Source organism: Alkalibacterium indicireducens, from assembly GCF_039522005.1.
Classification (GTDB): domain Bacteria; phylum Bacillota; class Bacilli; order Lactobacillales; family Carnobacteriaceae_A; genus Alkalibacterium; species Alkalibacterium indicireducens.
Genome location: NZ_BAAADA010000109.1, coordinates 45,023 through 63,039, shown reverse-complemented (window position 1 = coordinate 63,039; position 18,017 = coordinate 45,023). Strand labels below are relative to the sequence as shown.

Sequence of the window (18,017 nt, the reverse complement as noted above, 5' to 3'; positions counted from 1 at the left end):
AGCATTTTTAAACCCCGGTAAATCCCTTAGTGTAGGGATTTATCGGGGTTTTGGGTGTTAAAGATGAGATAGAATCCTTATTCTTTGAGTCTAGCTTTGTAAATTAAATAAAAATTTTAGCTTGTCCTGCCACAGATCTTCACTCTTTTGTAATAAATTGGGCCATTCAAATGGTTCATAAGGAAGTGAGAGGGTCCGGATGCACCCAGTGCAGCAGCCATTACGTCTAACTTCAGGTTTTTCACCAAAATAATCGAGTAGAACTTCGCTTTTGCATCCCTGTCGTTTAGCGTAATCCACCATGGTCCTTAGCTGGACTGATTTATGTGTCTGATAACGGTCAACCATTTCAGCAGCCTGTTCAAAAGGAATGTTCTGCTCTATAAAATGCCGACTTATATTTATCTTGGTGTCGTCTTTCAGATGATCGAGTGTCTCAGCATGTCTGTAAGCGAAAATCAGTTCATCTCTGTTCGGTAGAGTATTTTCCTGCAGTCTCATCTGGATCGCCTCATCGCCATTTTCATAAAGAAGTAAAGCGACCCCACCTTTTCTGTCTCTGGAACACCTGCCGATTTCCTGCAGGTACATCTCCGGACTTCCAGGTAGATGGTAGTGAATGATGAATCTGATGTCCGGCTTATCGATCCCCATCCCAAAAGCACTGGTAGCACAGATAACGGGTAAGGCATCTGATAAAAATTGAGACTGTATCCTGCGCTTGTCCTCTTTATCCAGATCACTATGGTAACTTTCACAGGGAATCCCCATTTGTGATCGTATCAGTTCGGCCAGTTGATCGGCAAGTTTCTTACTGGAAAAATAAATAATGCCAGGTCCTTTGAACTCACTGACTGCATGTAGCAGCCGGTCCTGCTTGTCTCCGGCAGACTGTTCCACTCTCAGTTGTATAGACGGCCGGTCCACAGGATAAATAATCTGGTCCACTTCTGAACTGAGGTTAAGTACAGAAAGAATATCCTTTCTCACCTGTTCAACTGCCGTAGCAGTCAGTGCCAGTGTCAATGGATTGTTCAATTCCTGCCTGACTTTACCCAACTTCAGATAGTCTGCTCTGAAGTCCATTCCCCATTGAGAAATACAATGAGCTTCATCTACTACAAGTAGAGACAAGTTGATTTGTTTCAGCTGATCGATCATCCCTCGCTGCTGAAGCATTTCGGGAGACACGAATATAAATTTATATGCTGATAAATTCCGAAGAATATCCTGCTTTTCCGTATAGGAAAGAAAACTGTTCAGTGCAACTACCGACTTTTCACCGCTGCTTTTCATTTTTTCCACCTGATCTTCCATAAGTGAAAGCAGTGGCGAGATGATGACAGTCGATCCGCCAAGAATGTATGATGGAAGCTGATAACAGAGCGTTTTCCCCGTGCCTGTCGGCAGCATGACAAGTGCATGCCTCTCTGCAAGAACACTGCTTATCGCTTCTTCCTGTCCAGGGCGAAACTTATCAAATCCAAATTTGTCATTTAAAAGTTTTTTAGCCTGATTACTCCTGTCATTTATCATAAAAATCCACGGATCCTTTCGATTTCAATTAATCGATACCAGAAAAACTCAAGCTGTTGAATCTCCTGTTGTGCCTGAGCATAGGTTAGAGACGGATTGTTTTTAAAAAGTTCTTTCAGTCGATCTCGAACACGCCCTGGAATTAATGATTCGTACCCTTCATACCGACTCATCAGCACTGCTTCAAGAACATGTTCTTTTATCGTATTCTCTTTTACTTTACGCAGGGCTGCTGTTTTATGAATCGTACTTCCATTCATTAAAAGTGTCAGACTTCTATAGGCACTAGCACTGAGTCCATAATGACAGGACTTGTGAACACTCTCCCACAAAGATTTCAACAGGACCGATTCATCAAGAGACTGGTATAATCTGGCCATGAGAATCTCTGTAGTGATCAGGACTTCTAAAGGTGTCATATCATATTTCTGAGCTGTCTGTCTTTTAGTCATCCCTTCATAGTTATGACCGATCATCTGATCTACCATAAATGAAGGATATACATCTGGCAAGGTCTCGAGAAACACCTTAATCTCTTCCGACCATTTTACAGACAAGGATCTCTGAGGAAAACCTTGTTCTGCTAACCATTTTTTTATGCGGTTCTGACTGATTCTGTTACTGATATAAGGCATATATTCCTTGTTACCATAACTGAACTCAGATAAGATCTGGCTGACAAATATGAACGAATGCCAGAATTCTTTACGTGTCAGCGCACTGGACATATCCAGCCTGCAGTCCAGCATTGTATACTCTGAAATGAATGCTTGTTTAGCCTGCTGACCTTTGGTAGTCGCCTGGTATCGTCCTTCTTTTTCTGAGAGCCAGCCCAGAGCTGACAGTTTATACATCCTGTCTGTCCATTGTGCTGTAGATAGTGACAATGGAGAAAGAAAAAGAGATTGGAGCTGATTCTTCTCAGCAGTAAATAGGGTGGAAGGCGTCCGCTTTCCTTCTGCGATCAATTCCAGCTGTCTGATTGAAACAGCTGTTTCCTGAGAAAACAAGTAATTGATGTAGTTCAATTCAAACCTTTGTGTCATACGTCACCCACTGTATTCATATTAGTTTCTCCACCTCTACAATACACTATACAAGCAAATAATTTAAGTTCTTTATTATGTCATGTAATTTTGCAGAAGGAAACGTCGCCTGTGAACTGAACATGTAAAAAGCCTGCAGAGACTTGAACAGAAGCATTACAGGAGTGACCCTGTCATGATCCATACAAATTTCTGCAGACTGAAGTGTTCATATACAACGATACTTAATGTGTCTTCTTAAGATTGAGATACAGTAACCTGTGTCTGCTTCTTACGATTAATTTTCTTTCTAGTCTTATCAAGCCAAGGTTTGAGTTTCGAAAAGGCAATAAAGAACAGTACTGCTACTATAGGACCTTTAATCATATTGAAAGGCACAATAGCAAACAGCAGATAAGTTCTCATTGGTCCGACACTGAATCCCATTACTGCCATATAGGCAGGTGCAATAAACAGCCAGTTTGCTAAAGTCATAGCTGCAGTCAAGGAAACACTGGCAGCTCCGCCAGCAAGAAGTTTATATTTCAAGGCAGTTCCTTTTTTTGCGATAATCAGGTACAGTGGAAGTGTATAAGATAATGTTGCAATAAAAGCTGCTGTATCTCCAATCGGAAATCCCATTTCTCCGCCCTTTTGAGCGTACGACAGGAGTGAGCGGATGAATGCAATAGCAACACCTGCCAGTGGTCCGTAGACATACATTCCGAAGAGCACCGCAAGATCACTGAAATCTATTTTCAGGAATGGTGATCCGGGCAGTATTGGGAATGAAATCATGGATATGACCCATGCAAGGGATGCCAGCATAGCAATGCCTACCAGTCGTTTTGTTTTGTTGTTTGTCATAATAAATCCTCCTGAAAGGATCCATCCTGCTTAGGGTGAACTTAATGATGAGAGTATTCTGGCCTCTGCTTGTCTGATACTTGAAGCAGGAAAGACAAAAAAACTCTGCCAGTTCCCCACTTCAGGTCACTAACAGAGCAAAAAGACAGAATTTATTTTCAGTCAGAAAGCTCCATCTTCTTTATCCAGACTATACTGTCGGTACTGGAATTACACCAGTTCAGCAATCACTAATCGCTCGTGGACTTTACCACCGGTCGGGATTTACACCCTGCCCCTGAAGATGAATCGATATATTTAATTCTGATATTATTATACTGAGTTTAATCGATGAAGTCAAGCGCTCTTGCTCAACATTACACAGGAGACTAAAACTATTGCCCTTATTCACTTTCCCCAGTTTCGATCGGAAGATGAATAAGGAACGACGCCCCTTTTCCTAATGTAGATTCAACTTCTATATACCCTTCATGTGCTTCTACGATGTTCTGAACTAATGACAGTCCAATGCCTGTACCGTTCGCATTGAATGAGTAATTATTTCGGGATTTATCTGCTTTGAAGAATCGGTCGAAGATATACGGAACATCTTCTTCCGGTATTCCAGTCCCAGTATCTTTCACGACCATAACTACTTCGTTCAAGTCCTGCTCATTGTATAGCTGTAGAGTCACGACTTTTTCAGACTTATCAGTCATACTTGTGTGTCTGATCGCATTATTTATTAAATTGACAAACACCTGATCCATCTTATCTTTATCCATGACGAGATGAACGTCTTCTTTAGGCATGTCAAGCTGAAGCGAGACTTCGGATTCATTCGCCATTTTATCAAAACGGAAAAGCAGGCTTCTCAAGTAACTGTTAAGGTTCACATCAGTTTTCTGAAGCTCGATATAACCTGCTTCCATACGTGACAAATCAAGCATCTCATTTACCATACGGTTCATTCTCTGTGATTCATCACGAATGATCGCCGCCATCTCTTTTTTCTCTTCAGTGCTTTCCGCAACGTCGTCGAGTATCGCTTCACTGTAACCCTGAACCATGACCAGAGGGGTTCTCAATTCATGAGAGATATTATTGATAAAGTCGACTCTCATTTTATCAAGTCGATGTTCCTTCGTCTGATCATTAATTGAAACAAGAATACCTCTTAAGTCTTTAGTAAAATCATCTACTAAAGGGAGAATCGTCACATCGTAATAAGATTCCTCCATTTCGATTGAAAACTCTCTGATTTTCTTATGTGTAACCACTTCCCGCAGCTGTTCCCCCAGATCGATAAACTCTTCATCATGTGAAAATGCAGATTTTTCGATTTGATATTGGGTAAGAAATAAGTCCCCAACCGGGTTGGACAGCAGGAGGGTCAGTTCTGAATCATAATAAAGAATACCTGTTTGGATGTTTTCCAATATATGAGCAAGCAGTTCTTTTTCCTGCTTAACCACTGTCCTGTTCGTTTCAAGTGAATGACCCATTTTATTCATTGCCATAGCCAGTTCAGACAAATCATCCCTCCCAGAAATCGGAAGCTGATGACTAAAATCGTCTCTTGCAAAGTCAAATGCTATATTCGTCATCGCATTTATTGGTTCGGACACATTTTTTTTGAGATACATGTAATAATAAGCTGCAATAAGCAGGTGAAGGATAGTCAGACCAGTAATGACCCAGGTCATTTGTCTCTCAATTGAGATCAGAAAATATAGATCCGCATACGAGTATAGCATGAGTTTCTCTTCTTCTGTAGATGTCGGCTGGATACGAAACACAAAAGGAATGTTATAACTCACTTCATTATCCTGATCTGAGCGTATATTCACATGTTCCTCCTGGGGCTGAAAGTTCTGGATGATATCCGGTTTATTTTCCATTGTATCAAGGACATCCGCTGGGAAAGAGTACACCCATGCTTCACCAGCTGGAGAATCGAACGTTTCAGAAGCCAGAGCGAAATGAATACTCGAATGGAGATTATTAATAGACTCAATGTTATCTATTAAAAAATGTGGATCCGCAATAGCTAAGCGTTCCACATTTATAATAATTTCTTCAAAGTCATTCATGAAGTTTTCTTTAATCTGCTGGGAATAAAATACACCGTAAAACACTGTAGTAGCAATAAAAGAAAATAGAGTGATACCAAAGGTGATAAGCCATATCCTGATTGCAACTACATTGATTTTCATGCTGTCTACTCCTCTTCTTCATGAGGATAAGAATTCAGCTTATATCCTAGTCCCCAGACTGTCTCGATCATTTTCGCTGCCACATCAGATTCTTTTTTGAGCTTTTCTCTCAAACGTTTAACATGGGTATCAACTGTTCTCAAGTCCCCGAAAAATTCATATTTCCACACTTCTCTTAAAAGCTGCTCTCTGCCAAAAATCTGATCAGGTGCTGACATGAGGTAATGAAGCAAATCATATTCCTTCGGAGTCAGATTGACAGTTTTCCCGTCCGCAGTAACACGTCGGGAATCGTTGTCGATTTCAAGATGAGGAAGCTTGAGGGTATCTGAAACATCTCCTGCAGCATCTGTTCCACCTGCGCTTGATTTTGTCCGCTTAATGATCGCTGCTACACGTAAAACGATTTCTCTTGGACTGAAAGGTTTAACGATATAATCATCTGCTCCTACTTCAAACCCTTGTATCCGGTTTAGCTCTTCCCCTTTTGCCGTAAGCATCATGATAGGTGTCTCTTTTTCTTTTCGGATTTCTTCAGCTACCTGAATCCCGTCCATCTCAGGCATCATGACATCGAGCAGAATCAGGTCATATTCATTTTCCAGTGCGAGGTCCAGAGCAATCCTGCCGTTTTCAGCTTCATCAATATCGTAATCAGCTTTTTCAAGATACATTTTCAGTAAACGTCTGATTCTATCTTCATCATCTACAACTAATAACTTTTTAGCATTCCCTTGACTAGTCTCTTCGGTCACTTTAAGACACTCCTCTAAATAATAGTGGGTTCGTTCACTTATCGATCGCTGTTGATCTCTTGTCTATCATTATAAATGAAGAACAATGATACTTCCAATCATTTCGCCTGTGATCCGGTGGGTTAGGACTCTTCGACAAGCTGCTTGAGTTTATTGACCTCGAACTGTTTAAGTTCTCTCCATTCACCTGATTGAAGCCCTTCAGCAGTCAGGAAGCCGTATTTATCACGATTCAGTTTCTCGACTGGAAAGCCGACACTTTTAAGCATCTTTTTAACCTGATGGTTTTTCCCCTCATGAATCGTCAGTTCCACAAGACTAGTATTTTTTTTTAGAATCCACATCAATAATTCGCGCTTTAGCCGGTCGTGTCTTGTATCCATCGATCACTACGCCTTTTTCTAGTCTGATTACAGGTTTTTTATCGATCAGACCAGTGACTTTAGCAATATATGTTTTTTCCACGCCAAATTTAGGGTGAGTCAACTGATTTGTCAATTCACCATCATTGGTCAAGATAATCACACCAGTTGTATCATAATCCAGACGACCTACAGGATAGATGCGCTGTTCAACCCCGGAAAGCAGATCAACAACTGTTTTTCTTCCTTTAGGATCATCTGCGCTCGAGATTACACCCCTAGGCTTATTTAAAAGAAAATAGTACTTCTGTTCCTGTACAATAGGGACACTGTCCACTTCAATCAGATCAGTCTTTTTTACATTAATCCCCATTTCTTTCACTACTGCACCATTCACCTTGACTCTGCCCTCTTTTATCATCTTTTCAGACGCTCTTCTAGAAGCTACACCTGCGTGAGCCATGACTTTCTGTAAACGTTCCATAAACGTTTCTCCTCCATCTCTAGTATCAGACTATAACTAAAAATCAGCTGACTCTTCAAATAAACTCTGATTAGTCAATTCTTCTTCCAGTTCTAGTTCAGGTAATTCTGTTAAATCGTTCAAGCCGAAATAATCGAGAAAATAGTCAGTCGTACCGTAAAGTACAGGTTTACCGGGAGCATCAAGTCTTCCAATTTCCTGAATAAGATCACGGAGCTTCAATTTCTGAAGACTGGACGACAGCTGAACTCCTCTAATTTCTTCGATTTCCATTCGTGTGATCGGCTGCTTATAAGCAATTACCGCTAATGTCTCAACAGAGGCTTTACTCAGTTTCTTGCTCAATGGCGACTGAGCATATACTTGAATTGCTGGTGAGTATACTTTTTTTGTTGCAAGCTTGAAACTATCTGCTGTTTCGAGAAGGGTCAGTCCGCTTGTATCATCGCCTTCATATTTCTCTTTCAGCTTAGTCAGACAGACCTTTGTATGGTCCATCGTCGATTTTGTTAGCTGAGCCAGTTCATTTAACGTAACTCCTTGTTCACCTGCCACAAACAGCAATGCCTCTAATGTACCTAATTCATTCATCGCCTGTCGCTTCCTTTCATTGACCCACTGCTGAACTAAGATATATTTCTCCGAAACACTCTTTCTGTTCAATAAACAATCTGTTTTCTTTTATCATTTCAAGAACAGCTAAGAAAGTGACGACGAATTCCTTTTTTGTCGGCACGGTGAACAGGTCTATGAATAATATTTTCTGTCTGTTCTCCGATAACTTTTTCTCAAGCCATTCTATCTTATCACTGATCGTAATTTCTTCAAGATCAATAGTGGTCGGCCCAGGCTCCATCCACTGTTTTTTTCTGATCATTTCACCAAAGACACCCACAAGGTCGCCCAGTGACAGTTCATTGGGGCTCAACGGAATGGACTGCTGAAAATGTGTAAGATCTGAATGATCTTTTAAATAATACTGCTCCCTGTCATCCCTACGTTCAGACAGTTGTGAAGAGGCGTACTTAATTCTGCGATATTCAAGAAGGCGCTCTTGCAGCTTTTCAATAGAGTCTTCTTCAACATCGAACAGTTCGCCTTCTTCTTCCCACTCATCATTACGAGGAAGGAGAAGCTGACTCTTGATCGACATCAGGGTGGCAGCCATTACTAAATAGTCTCCAGCAATGTCGAGCTGCAGCATCTGCATTGCGTGGAGATAATTCAAGTACTGATCGGTTATTTCTTTTATCGGTATATCATAAATATCGATCTCATATTTATTTATGAGATGCAGCAGTAAATCCAGAGGCCCTTCAAAGACATCAAGATTGACTTTCCATTTTTCACTCATATGCTGTCCCTGCTTTACTCATCTCTATCGGCTTCTTTTTTCCACTTTGTCACGAGTGGAGCAGTTTCCAGTGTGCCGACAATCTTCTTAGGTGAACAGATCCTTGACAGAGCTGTCAGCATTCGAAACGCCATGCCTTCTTCTCGATAAGACGGATTGATTGCAATGTGTCTGAGAAGAACAATTTCCTCTTCATCTTCAATACCGATCACTCCTGAAAGATCACCGGTTTCCTGACTTTTCCATAGGTAAAGCTGTCTGTTTTCTTCCTGTTCGTACCACTGCATCTCATTTGTGAGTCGAGTAGTATCTTTTAGATCAGGTACATAGGAAAGCAGTCCCATCGTTATTTTCTGGTAGTCTGATTTATATTTAATGAGCATCTTTCGCCCTCCTATCCCTCAAACTGTTGTGTGCTAACTTCCAGGTTAAGAAAATCAGTATAAGTTTCTCGTTTAACTGCCAGCGCATGTCTGCCTTCTTCGACGAAGACGACTGCTGGTCTCGGTAACCGGTTGTAGTTACTGGCCATTGAATAGCCGTACGCACCAGTACTGAATACAGCCAGTATATCATCCTGAGCGGGTTTTGTAATGGAAAGATCCCAGATAAGCATATCTCCGCTTTCACAAGCTTTACCTGCGACAGATACTTCTTCTGTTTTTTCACCATTCACTTTATTGGCTAGAACTCCCGTGTATTTTGCCTGGTATAAAGCAGGACGAATATTATCAGCCATGCCTCCGTCTACAGAGATGTACTTTCTAATACCAGGAATTGATTTCTCAGTACCGATCGTATATAAAGATGTCCCCGCTTCTCCGACAATACTTCTACCCGGTTCGATCCAGATCTCAGGCAGGTCCATTTCCAGCTTCTGTGACTGATCTCTGACAGCTGCCATGATTGCATTAGCATAAGTGGATAGTGGCAGCGGCGCATCTTCCTGGGTGTAACGGATACCGAATCCCCCTCCGGTATTTAATACCGAGAGAGTAAAATCATATTTATTTTCCCATTCTTTTGCTTTGGCCATCAGTTTTGCAATAACTGCCTGATACCCGTCTACTTCAAAGATCTGTGAGCCTATATGAGCATGCAGACCGATAACGGTCAAATAAGGGGAATCCCGAAGCTCTCTGATTGCCTGTTCGGCCTGATCCGAAGACAAGTCAAACCCGAATTTAGAGTCTTCCTGTCCGGTGGTAATGTAATCATGGGTGTGAGCAGCCACGCCCGGTGTGACCCGGATGAGTACGTCCATCTGCTTTTTCTTGTTCTCAGTCAGTTCTTTCAGCATAGATAACTCGACGAAATTATCTACAACGATACAGCCGATATTATAATCGATGGCTTCCCTCAGCTCCTGCCATGACTTATTGTTGCCATGGAAATGAATTCTTTCTGCAGGAAAGTCTGCTTTGATTGCCAGAAACAATTCTCCTCCAGAGACGACATCAAGCGAGACATCTTCTTGGGCAAGAATCTCATATAATGCAAGGGACGAAAATGCTTTACTCGCATAAGCCACTTGGCTTTTGTTTTCATAAGCTTTGAAAGCATCTTTAAATGCTTTGATTTTCTTTTTAACAAGGCTGATATCATAGACATATAAAGGCGTACCGTATGTTTCAGCCAGTTCTACTGAGTCAACCCCACTGATTTCAAGATGATTATCATTAGTGACGGTCATATTCTCCATCAGTCTGCTTTCATTTGAAAAATTAGTCATTCTATCCCACATTTCTATTTAGTCTGAACCCTGATTGCTCTGTTTTTCAGTTCAAAAAACATCCAAGAATATCATACCTACATATGGCTGAAAAATCAAACTTCCATTAAAAAAAGTACAGAATATGCACTTATACACACATGCTGGTCATGGGCGTTATCTCTTAGACTCCTTTTTCAAAATATGAGGAAAGGAGTCCTTAGTTATTTCTAAGAACTCCTTTCCTTTATCTTCTTTATACGTTCAGATCTGTTTACAGTTCAGCAATAACACGTTTGACCAGTGTTTTGAATGAATCTCTGACGCGCGTCGTCACTTCAACGACCTCGTCATGGTTCAATGATTCCTGCATCCCTGCAGCGTAGTTCGTAATACATGAGATGCCGGCGACTCTCAATCCAGCATGTCTTGCGACAATTACTTCCGGAACAGTTGACATGCCCACTGCATCTCCACCAAGAACGCGGATCATTCTGACTTCCGCTGGTGTTTCATAAGTCGGTCCTGTCAGACCAAGATAAACACCTTTCTGAATAGCAATATCATTTTCCTTAGCTACTTTTTCGATTGTTTCCTGATAGTCTCTATCGTAAGCCTGGCTCATATCAGTGAATCGAGGACCGAATGTTGCATCATTTGGTCCTAGAAGCGGATTGTCACCAGTCATATTAATATGATCAGTAATGATCATCAGGTCACCCGGTGTATACGATTCGTTGACTCCCCCAGCTGCGTTGGTCACCATCAGCGAACTCACGCCAAGCGCTTTCATCACTCTGACAGGGAAAGTGACTTCTTTAAAGCTATACCCTTCGTAATAGTGGAAACGTCCCTGCATAGCAATGACCTTGCGATCGCCCAGTGTTCCATATACAAGCTTGCCGGCGTGTCCTTCGACTGTTGACACAGGGAATCCTGGAATATCTTCGTAAGGGACTTCTACTGCATTCTCTGCTTCGTCAGCAAGTTCTCCAAGTCCAGATCCTAAAATAAGTCCGATTTCAGGATGTTCCATTCCTTTTTCTTTCAGAAAAGCTGCAGCGTGTTTAATAGCTTCTACGTATGTTTCGTTCATTAGTCAGTCTCCTTCGCACGATCTTTATAATCTACCTAGTTTAATTTATCTAAAAAACTTTCTCCGAATCCAGTTCCTTCGACACCAAAGTTTTCAGCAACAGTTGCGCCGATATCAGCAAAGTGTCCCTGAGGAAGAGCTTGGGGGTTTTTAAATTTCGGGCTGAATGCAAGCAATGGTACATACTCACGTGTATGATCAGTCCCATGATGAGTTGGATCATTCCCATGATCGGCTGTGATGACAAGCAGATCCTCTTCATCAAGTGCCTTGATGAGTTCAGGTACTCGTGCATCAAATGCTTCAAGAGCCTCTTTGTAGCCTGTTACATTACGTCTGTGTCCATACAAGGCGTCGAAATCGACCAGGTTGGTAAAACTCAATCCAGTAAAGTCTTTTTTCATGACATCAAGCAGTTTATCTACTCCATCCATGTTGGAAGATGTACGCACGGAATCAGTAATGCCTTGTCCATTGAAGATATCATTGATTTTACCTACAGCTACTACATCTTTTACAGCTGCTTTCAGTTTGTCCAGCACAGTTTCTCCGAACGGGTCCAATGCGTAGTCATGGCGGTTGCTGGTACGAGTAAAGTCCCCAGGTTCTCCCACATATGGTCGAGCAATGATTCTTCCAATCATATAGGGCTCGTCTTTAGTAAGTTCTCTGACATATTCACAAATGTCGTATAGTTCTTCGAGAGGAATTACTTCTTCATGTGCAGCGATCTGAAGGACAGGGTCTGCAGATGTATATACGATCAGATCTCCCGTTTCCATCTGATGCTTGCCGTATTCATCCAAAATATCAGTTCCAGAAGCAGGTTTGTTCCCGACTATTTTACGGCCGGTATGCTTTTCGATCTGATCGATCAGCTCAGCCGGGAAACCGTCAGGAAATACGCGGAAAGGCTTATCAATGTGCAGCCCCATGATTTCCCAGTGGCCAGTCATCGTATCTTTACCAACTGATACCTCTTCTAATTTTGTATAATAAGCAGAAGTATCATCAACTGGATCGATCCCTTTAAGCGGAGCAATGTTGCCTAACCCCATTGCCTGCATATGCGGCAGATGAAGACCAGCTTCTTCTGCTATATGGCCTAGTGTGTGAGCGCCTTCATCATTGAACTTTTTGGCATCAGGTGCTTCGCCGATACCGACAGAGTCCAGTACCATTAAGTGTATTCGTTTAAATGACATACTATGTCCTCCTAGATTGTCTTTCATTCAGAATAAATCAGGTCAACTGAAAAAGCAAGAATACATGAAAGTCGGGCCTTATATATGATAGATTTTTTATCATTTACTCATCTTATTCAGGCTCTCGGATGGTATTTTCCATAAATATCCTTTAAGCGATGTTTGGTAATATGTGTATAAATCTGTGTTGTAGACACATCGGAATGCCCCAGAAGCTCTTGAACTACTCTTAAATCTGCGCCATTTTCCAGAAGATGAGTAGCAAAGGAATGCCTCAAGGTATGAGGCGTAATCGAAGCCCTGATTCCCGCTTCCTGTTTCAGTTGTCTGATTTTTTTCCACACCCCTTGCCTTGACAAGGGTGCCCCCCTGGAATTGAGAAAGATAACGGGGGTTTCTTTCCTTGCCTTGTTCAATAAAAATGGACGAGCGCTTTCCATATAATACTCAAGCCACTTACACCCCATTTCACCAATTGGAATGAGTCTCTCCTTATTCCCCTTACCAACGATTTTAATCAGTTTCATCGACAGATGAATATCCTCAGTCGTCAGTTCGATTAGTTCAGTGATCCGGAGCCCCGATGCATAGAGGACTTCCAGCATTGCACGGTCTCTTATTCCTAAAGGTTTCGTTGTATCCGGCGTTTCCAGCAGCCGGTCTATATCGTTCATAGAAATAATTTTAGGCAGTGTCTCTGCTTTTTTTGGCGTCTTGACATACAGCATCGGATCTTCTGAAGTGACCCCTTCCTGTTTTAAAAACTGATGAAATTTTCTCAGACTGGAAAACTGCCTGATTATCGTATTATCTGACTTATCAGATTGTCTTTCCTCACTAAAGAAAGAGAGGAGAACGTAGCGATCGATCTCCTCCCAGCTGATTAACCCTTGTTCGTTCAAATAAGCTACGTAGTGTCTGATATCTCTCTGATAACTCTCAACAGTGTTAGGAGCCAGCCCTTTTTCAACCTTGAGATAGATGAGATAATCTTCAACCGGTCGTCTATCCATTGACATCGCCCTCTTCTTCCTTGTCCTGCTCTGCACAGTTTCTGCAGATTCCGTGAAAAGTCAGACGATGGTCCTTAACGAGAAAGTGATAATCTCTTTCAATTTCCTTTTCGATTTCAAACAGCATATCCTGCTTCACTTCTTCAATGCTGCCGCATTTAAGGCAAAGTAAGTGATGGTGCTGATGTTTGTCACTTCCCATGTTCAGGTCGTACCTGGCAATCCCGTCCTGAAAAGTCAGCTTGTTGATGATCTGCAGCTCCGTAAGTATTTCTAGCGTTCGGTAAACTGTAGCTAGACCGATGCCGGTATTCTTGGCCTTGACTAATAGATAAATTTCTTCTGCACTCAAATGGTCCTTTTCTTTTTCAAGCAGCACTTCCACTGTCAGTTCCCTCTGTGGAGTCAGTTTAAATCCGGCTTTATGGAGCTTTTCCTTGATTAGTTTAAATGAAGAGTCTAGTTTTTTCATGATGAACTCCCTTAGTTGATAATGATTACAAAGTATTCCGATTATTCATCTTATTCATTAGAATAAGTATAAAATAATCGACACTAAGTCTCAACTACTATTCTAGTCCTCTTCAGGCAATCTGATCAGATTCGTCCCATTATCATCCTGATTGACCAGTCCCTTTTTCATCAGCCTGCCGACAGCACGTTTGAACTGGCCTTTGCTGATACCGAACTGCTGTTTTATAACTTCCGGATCTGTTTTATTATGGAAAGGAATAGAATGGTCTTCTGAACGCTTGAGCACTTCCAGGAGCATCAATGCATCTTCTTCCATCACTTCATGTGCTCTAGGTTTTAATGAGGTATACAGTACCCCGTCTTCTCTCAGACCGATAACTCTTCCTGAAATAGTTTCTCCCAGTTTCGGTTCCTGCTCCCGTTCACTCGGATGCACAAACAGAATGTGCTTATCTTCAGTGATCGCATACGTCCCGCTTTTCTTCAAGTGAAAAACAATGCCGCTTACATTATTGTTATGCATGTCTTTCGTGCCTTCTACGTAGTCTTCAAAGAACGCCTCTTCATCTGCTGGTTTCCCCCAGATACGGTCTTTAGAGTCTGTTGTAACAGTCAAATAAAGCCTGTTTCCTTCTTTAGGCCACAGCCTCCCTTCAACTGGCAAGTCATCCATTGAGACGACTACATCCTTTTCTTCCCATCCTATATTCACAAATACGCCAAGTTTACGATTAACTTTAACGACCTCTCCCCATCCGTATATCCCTGGTCGAATCGCTGGAATATCAATGGTAAAAACCAGCTGATCATTTTTGTCTGAATAGACAAACCCTTTCAGTACGTCTCCAATTTCAGCAGAGTCGCCGGACAGCACTTTGTATGTGATTCCGTCTTTTTGTACAAAAAGCTGATCATTATGCTTATCTGTGACTATAGCGGTTATTTCTTTAGCTAAATTATTATTCATGTTTATCTCCTTTATTTCAGTTTAAAAAAGACGAGACAATGACCTGGAAGAATCATTATGGACAGCTGAGTCAGCAAACAGAGTATGTCCGATTCCTATCAATCATTATCTCATCTTTTTTTGATGTTTATATCATTTCTTTCGTTAAATCAATTAGATGGCAGTTGTCGCTCCACGGTAGATGATTCCACGTCTTGCGTCAACAGTGATAAGCTCATCCTGTTCAATCAGTTCCGTAGCATTTTCTGCAGAAACGCTCACTGGGATACCCATTGCGATACCGATAACAGCGGCATGAGAAGTCAGTCCGCCTTGTTCTACAACGATAGCTGCAGATTTTTCAATAGCCGGCAGATAATCCTTGTCAGTGTTCTTGACAACCAGTACGCCACCTTCAATTGCTTTTTCCATAGCTTCCTCAGCAGAACCGGCAACAATTGCTTTTCCGATAACTGATTCAGATCCGACACCTTGACCGCTTGTCAGTTTAGATCCGATAAGCTGAATCTTCATAACGTTAGTCGTTCCACGCTCACCTACTGGAACACCTGCAGTAATAATGATCAGGTCGCCTTCTTTAGCGTACCCTTTCTCTACAGTAGTCTGAGTAGCCAGGTTGAACATGTCGTCAGTTGATGTCGGTTTCTCAGATACTGTCGGCTGTACTCCCCACTGCAACGCCAGTCCTCTAGCTGTTTCTTCACTGAATGTAACCGCAAGGATGTCAGCTTTGGGTCTGAATTTTGAAATCATGCGTGCTGTATGTCCTGATTCAGTAGCAGCAACGATTGTTGAAATGTTCAAGTTTTTAGCAGTGTGACCGACAGCCTGACCGATTGCTTCAGTCATATCATTCTGGTCGTATGCTTTAAGTGCAAATGCATCCTGGTTAACTAAAGCAGTTTCAGTACGCATGGCGATGTTGTACATTGTCTGTACAGATTCTACAGGGTAATCTCCTGCTGCAGTTTCACCAGAAAGCATGATTGCATCGGACCCGTCAAATATAGCATTCGCTACGTCTGAAGCTTCAGCTCTAGTTGGACGAGGATTTGCCTGCATTGAATCCAGCATCTGAGTAGCTGTAATAACTGGTTTACCAGCATCATTACATAGACGAATCATTCGTTTTTGAACAATTGGCACGTCCTCAGTCGGGATTTCAACTCCAAGGTCACCACGAGCAACCATCAGGCCGTCAGAAATCTTAAGGATTTCTTCAAGGTTGTCTACACCTTCCTGGTTTTCGATCTTAGGAATGATCTGAACATGCATTTTATCTTCTTTTTCCAGGATTTCAGTAATTTCAAGTACATCAGAAGGACGTCTGACAAATGAAGCCGCGATATAGTCAATGTTGTTATCAAGTCCAAACATGATGTCAGAACGGTCTTTGTCAGTCAGACCAGGCAGATTTACAGAAACGCCAGGGACGTTTACACCTTTTTTGTTTTTAAGATCGCCTGTGTTCTGAGCAGTAGTTACGATATCTTCGTTTTCACGATCGATATCCGTTACTAGTAGATTGATAAGACCATCGTCAAGAAGAATGTTCGATCCAGGAGTCACGTCATTGATCAAATCAGTATAAGTGACTGAAAAACGTTCGTTTGTTCCTTCTACTTCATTCATAGATACACGAACTGTGTCCCCTTTAGTAATGGTCACTTTTCCGTCTTTCATGTTGTTCGTTCGGATTTCAGGACCTTTAGTATCCAGCATGATACCGACCATTTTACCAGTCTGTTCAGATGCTTTTCGGATATTCTTGATACGGTTCAGGTGCTCTTCGTGATCGCCGTGTGAGAAGTTAAGTCTTGCAACGTTCATTCCTGCTTCGATCAGTTTAACTAATGTATCAAGTGATTCACTTGCCGGTCCAATGGTACAAACAATTTTCGTCTTCTTCATTATCTGACTCTCCTAAAAAATAGTATTTGGTGTTGCATTTATATAAATGATGACTTAAAGCAATCCAACCTTAGAGGTATAGTTAGTTGGAAATTTCCTCATTCAGCTTAAACAAGTCCATGTTAGGTGTGTGGGTCATGTTGTCGAGTGTTTCAACGATATCTCTGACTATAATTTTCTCGTTGTTTATTCCCAGACAAACCCCGCCTTGTCCTTCTTTAAGGACGTCGACTGCTTTAGCTCCAAATTGAGAAGCAAGGACTCTGTCTCTAGCTGTAGGTGACCCCCCACGCTGAACGTGTCCCAGGACTGTCACTCTGACATGGAAATTATCAATAGCATCCAGCTTTTCAGCAAACTCATTGCCGCCCATAACTCCCTCGGCCAGGATAATGATGCTGTGCTTTTTGCCTTTCTCTTTTCCTTCTCGGATGTTATTAGCTACTTCTGTAATATCGAAGCCTTTTTCAGGAACAATAATCTGCTCTGCACCGCTGGCAACACCAGTCCACAAAGCGATATCTCCCGCATCTCGGCCCATCACCTCAATGACGAAAGTGCGGACATGGGATGTAGCTGTATCTCTGATCCTATCCAGTGCATCAAGCACTGTATTAATTGTTGTATCGAATCCGATCGTGTAATCAGTTCCTGCAATGTCATTGTCGATCGTTCCGGGGATACCGACACATGGAAAACCACGTTTAGTCAAAGCATATGCCCCACGGTAAGACCCGTCTCCACCGATGACGACTAGTCCCTCAATGCCAAAGCGCTTAAGCTGCTCGATTCCTTTCAGCTGTCCTTCTTCAGTTGCGAATTGGGGATACCTCGCTGAATATAAGAAAGTTCCTCCTCGCTGAATCATGTCGCCGACATCTCTTCGTGTCAGTTTTCTGATATCACCGGCAACAAGACCGGCATATCCGTAATTAATACCATATACTTCCATGCCTTCATGCAATGCCTTCCTTACAACAGCACGTATGGCAGCATTCATTCCGGGAGCGTCTCCTCCGCTTGTAAGAACGCCAATTCTTTTCATCTCATTTCCACCTTCAA

16 protein-coding genes, 1 pseudogene and 1 riboswitch are annotated in these 18,017 nt (G+C 42.0%); all 17 genes and pseudogenes read right to left on the bottom strand.

The genetic code is table 11. From position 1 onward, the window contains the following. Positions 1–90: 90 nt before the first annotated feature. Positions 91–1,536 (bottom strand): RecQ family ATP-dependent DNA helicase, encoded by a 1,446-nt coding sequence (locus ABFX15_RS06815; protein WP_346024710.1) that lies wholly within the window; start codon positions 1,534–1,536, stop codon positions 91–93. Further along, the gene (locus ABFX15_RS06810) at positions 1,533–2,582 is read right to left on the bottom strand and encodes a helix-turn-helix domain-containing protein (RefSeq protein ID WP_346024709.1); all 1,050 of its coding nucleotides are present in this window, start codon (positions 2,580–2,582) and stop codon (positions 1,533–1,535) included. Before ABFX15_RS06810 ends, ABFX15_RS06815 begins: the two co-directional genes overlap by 4 nt. 237 nt (positions 2,583–2,819) lie before the next feature. After that, positions 2,820–3,428 (bottom strand): ECF transporter S component, encoded by a 609-nt coding sequence (locus ABFX15_RS06805; RefSeq protein ID WP_428830614.1) that lies wholly within the window; start codon positions 3,426–3,428, stop codon positions 2,820–2,822. Positions 3,429–3,598: 170 nt separating this feature from the next. Beyond that, a riboswitch (FMN riboswitch) is annotated at positions 3,599–3,717 on the bottom strand. Between the two features lie 94 nt (positions 3,718–3,811). Next, positions 3,812–5,623 (bottom strand): sensor histidine kinase, encoded by a 1,812-nt coding sequence (locus tag ABFX15_RS06800; protein ID WP_346024708.1) that lies wholly within the window; start codon positions 5,621–5,623, stop codon positions 3,812–3,814. 5 nt (positions 5,624–5,628) lie between these two features. Then, complete coding sequence (locus tag ABFX15_RS06795; protein WP_281241338.1) at positions 5,629–6,378, bottom strand: response regulator transcription factor; 750 nt, start codon at positions 6,376–6,378, stop codon at positions 5,629–5,631. 122 nt (positions 6,379–6,500) lie between these two features. Next, a pseudogene (locus ABFX15_RS06790) lies at positions 6,501–7,224 on the bottom strand (pseudouridine synthase). 36 nt (positions 7,225–7,260) lie between these two features. Then, the gene (gene scpB / locus ABFX15_RS06785; RefSeq protein WP_346024707.1) at positions 7,261–7,815 is read right to left on the bottom strand and encodes an SMC-Scp complex subunit ScpB; all 555 of its coding nucleotides are present in this window, start codon (positions 7,813–7,815) and stop codon (positions 7,261–7,263) included. Positions 7,816–7,831: 16 nt separating this feature from the next. After that, positions 7,832–8,578 carry a segregation/condensation protein A gene (locus ABFX15_RS06780; RefSeq protein WP_346024706.1) on the bottom strand — a complete coding sequence of 249 codons (747 nt, stop codon included), beginning with the start codon at positions 8,576–8,578 and terminating at the stop codon, positions 7,832–7,834. A gap of 14 nt (positions 8,579–8,592) precedes the next feature. Next, a complete protein-coding gene (locus tag ABFX15_RS06775; protein ID WP_346024705.1) occupies positions 8,593–8,961 on the bottom strand; it encodes a GNAT family N-acetyltransferase in 369 nt (122 codons plus the stop codon). A gap of 11 nt (positions 8,962–8,972) precedes the next feature. Then, positions 8,973–10,310 carry a diaminopimelate decarboxylase gene (lysA, locus tag ABFX15_RS06770; protein WP_346024704.1) on the bottom strand — a complete coding sequence of 446 codons (1,338 nt, stop codon included), beginning with the start codon at positions 10,308–10,310 and terminating at the stop codon, positions 8,973–8,975. 253 nt (positions 10,311–10,563) lie between these two features. After that, on the bottom strand, positions 10,564–11,385 hold the full coding sequence (locus tag ABFX15_RS06765) for a purine-nucleoside phosphorylase (RefSeq protein WP_346024703.1): 822 nt from the start codon (positions 11,383–11,385) through the stop codon (positions 10,564–10,566). Positions 11,386–11,420: 35 nt separating this feature from the next. Further along, a complete protein-coding gene (gene deoB / locus ABFX15_RS06760; RefSeq protein WP_346024702.1) occupies positions 11,421–12,590 on the bottom strand; it encodes a phosphopentomutase in 1,170 nt (389 codons plus the stop codon). Positions 12,591–12,706: 116 nt separating this feature from the next. Next, a complete protein-coding gene (xerD, locus tag ABFX15_RS06755; RefSeq protein WP_346024712.1) occupies positions 12,707–13,603 on the bottom strand; it encodes a site-specific tyrosine recombinase XerD in 897 nt (298 codons plus the stop codon). After that, the gene (gene fur, locus ABFX15_RS06750) at positions 13,596–14,075 is read right to left on the bottom strand and encodes a ferric iron uptake transcriptional regulator (protein WP_346024701.1); all 480 of its coding nucleotides are present in this window, start codon (positions 14,073–14,075) and stop codon (positions 13,596–13,598) included. Before fur ends, xerD begins: the two co-directional genes overlap by 8 nt. A 102-nt stretch (positions 14,076–14,177) precedes the next feature. Beyond that, positions 14,178–15,044 carry a S1-like domain-containing RNA-binding protein gene (locus ABFX15_RS06745; protein ID WP_346024700.1) on the bottom strand — a complete coding sequence of 289 codons (867 nt, stop codon included), beginning with the start codon at positions 15,042–15,044 and terminating at the stop codon, positions 14,178–14,180. Positions 15,045–15,197: 153 nt separating this feature from the next. Next, positions 15,198–16,955, bottom strand: coding sequence for a pyruvate kinase (pyk, locus tag ABFX15_RS06740; protein ID WP_346024699.1), 1,758 nt, complete (start codon positions 16,953–16,955; stop codon positions 15,198–15,200). Positions 16,956–17,037: 82 nt separating this feature from the next. After that, a complete protein-coding gene (pfkA, locus tag ABFX15_RS06735) occupies positions 17,038–18,000 on the bottom strand; it encodes a 6-phosphofructokinase (protein WP_346024698.1) in 963 nt (320 codons plus the stop codon). Positions 18,001–18,017: the final 17 nt, after the last annotated feature.

Coding starts and splice junctions, on each gene's coding strand:
- ABFX15_RS06815 (WP_346024710.1), bottom strand. CDS start 1,536: ATGATAAATGACAGGAGTAATCAGGCTAAAAAACTTTTAAATGACAAA.
- ABFX15_RS06810 (WP_346024709.1), bottom strand. CDS start 2,582: ATGACACAAAGGTTTGAATTGAACTACATCAATTACTTGTTTTCTCAG.
- ABFX15_RS06805 (WP_428830614.1), bottom strand. CDS start 3,428: ATGACAAACAACAAAACAAAACGACTGGTAGGCATTGCTATGCTGGCA.
- ABFX15_RS06800 (WP_346024708.1), bottom strand. CDS start 5,623: ATGAAAATCAATGTAGTTGCAATCAGGATATGGCTTATCACCTTTGGT.
- scpB (WP_346024707.1), bottom strand. CDS start 7,815: ATGAATGAATTAGGTACATTAGAGGCATTGCTGTTTGTGGCAGGTGAA.
- ABFX15_RS06780 (WP_346024706.1), bottom strand. CDS start 8,578: ATGAGTGAAAAATGGAAAGTCAATCTTGATGTCTTTGAAGGGCCTCTG.
- ABFX15_RS06775 (WP_346024705.1), bottom strand. CDS start 8,961: ATGCTCATTAAATATAAATCAGACTACCAGAAAATAACGATGGGACTG.
- lysA (WP_346024704.1), bottom strand. CDS start 10,310: ATGACTAATTTTTCAAATGAAAGCAGACTGATGGAGAATATGACCGTC.
- ABFX15_RS06765 (WP_346024703.1), bottom strand. CDS start 11,385: ATGAACGAAACATACGTAGAAGCTATTAAACACGCTGCAGCTTTTCTG.
- deoB (WP_346024702.1), bottom strand. CDS start 12,590: ATGTCATTTAAACGAATACACTTAATGGTACTGGACTCTGTCGGTATC.
- xerD (WP_346024712.1), bottom strand. CDS start 13,603: ATGGATAGACGACCGGTTGAAGATTATCTCATCTATCTCAAGGTTGAA.
- fur (WP_346024701.1), bottom strand. CDS start 14,075: ATGAAAAAACTAGACTCTTCATTTAAACTAATCAAGGAAAAGCTCCAT.
- ABFX15_RS06745 (WP_346024700.1), bottom strand. CDS start 15,044: ATGAATAATAATTTAGCTAAAGAAATAACCGCTATAGTCACAGATAAG.
- pyk (WP_346024699.1), bottom strand. CDS start 16,955: ATGAAGAAGACGAAAATTGTTTGTACCATTGGACCGGCAAGTGAATCA.
- pfkA (WP_346024698.1), bottom strand. CDS start 18,000: ATGAAAAGAATTGGCGTTCTTACAAGCGGAGGAGACGCTCCCGGAATG.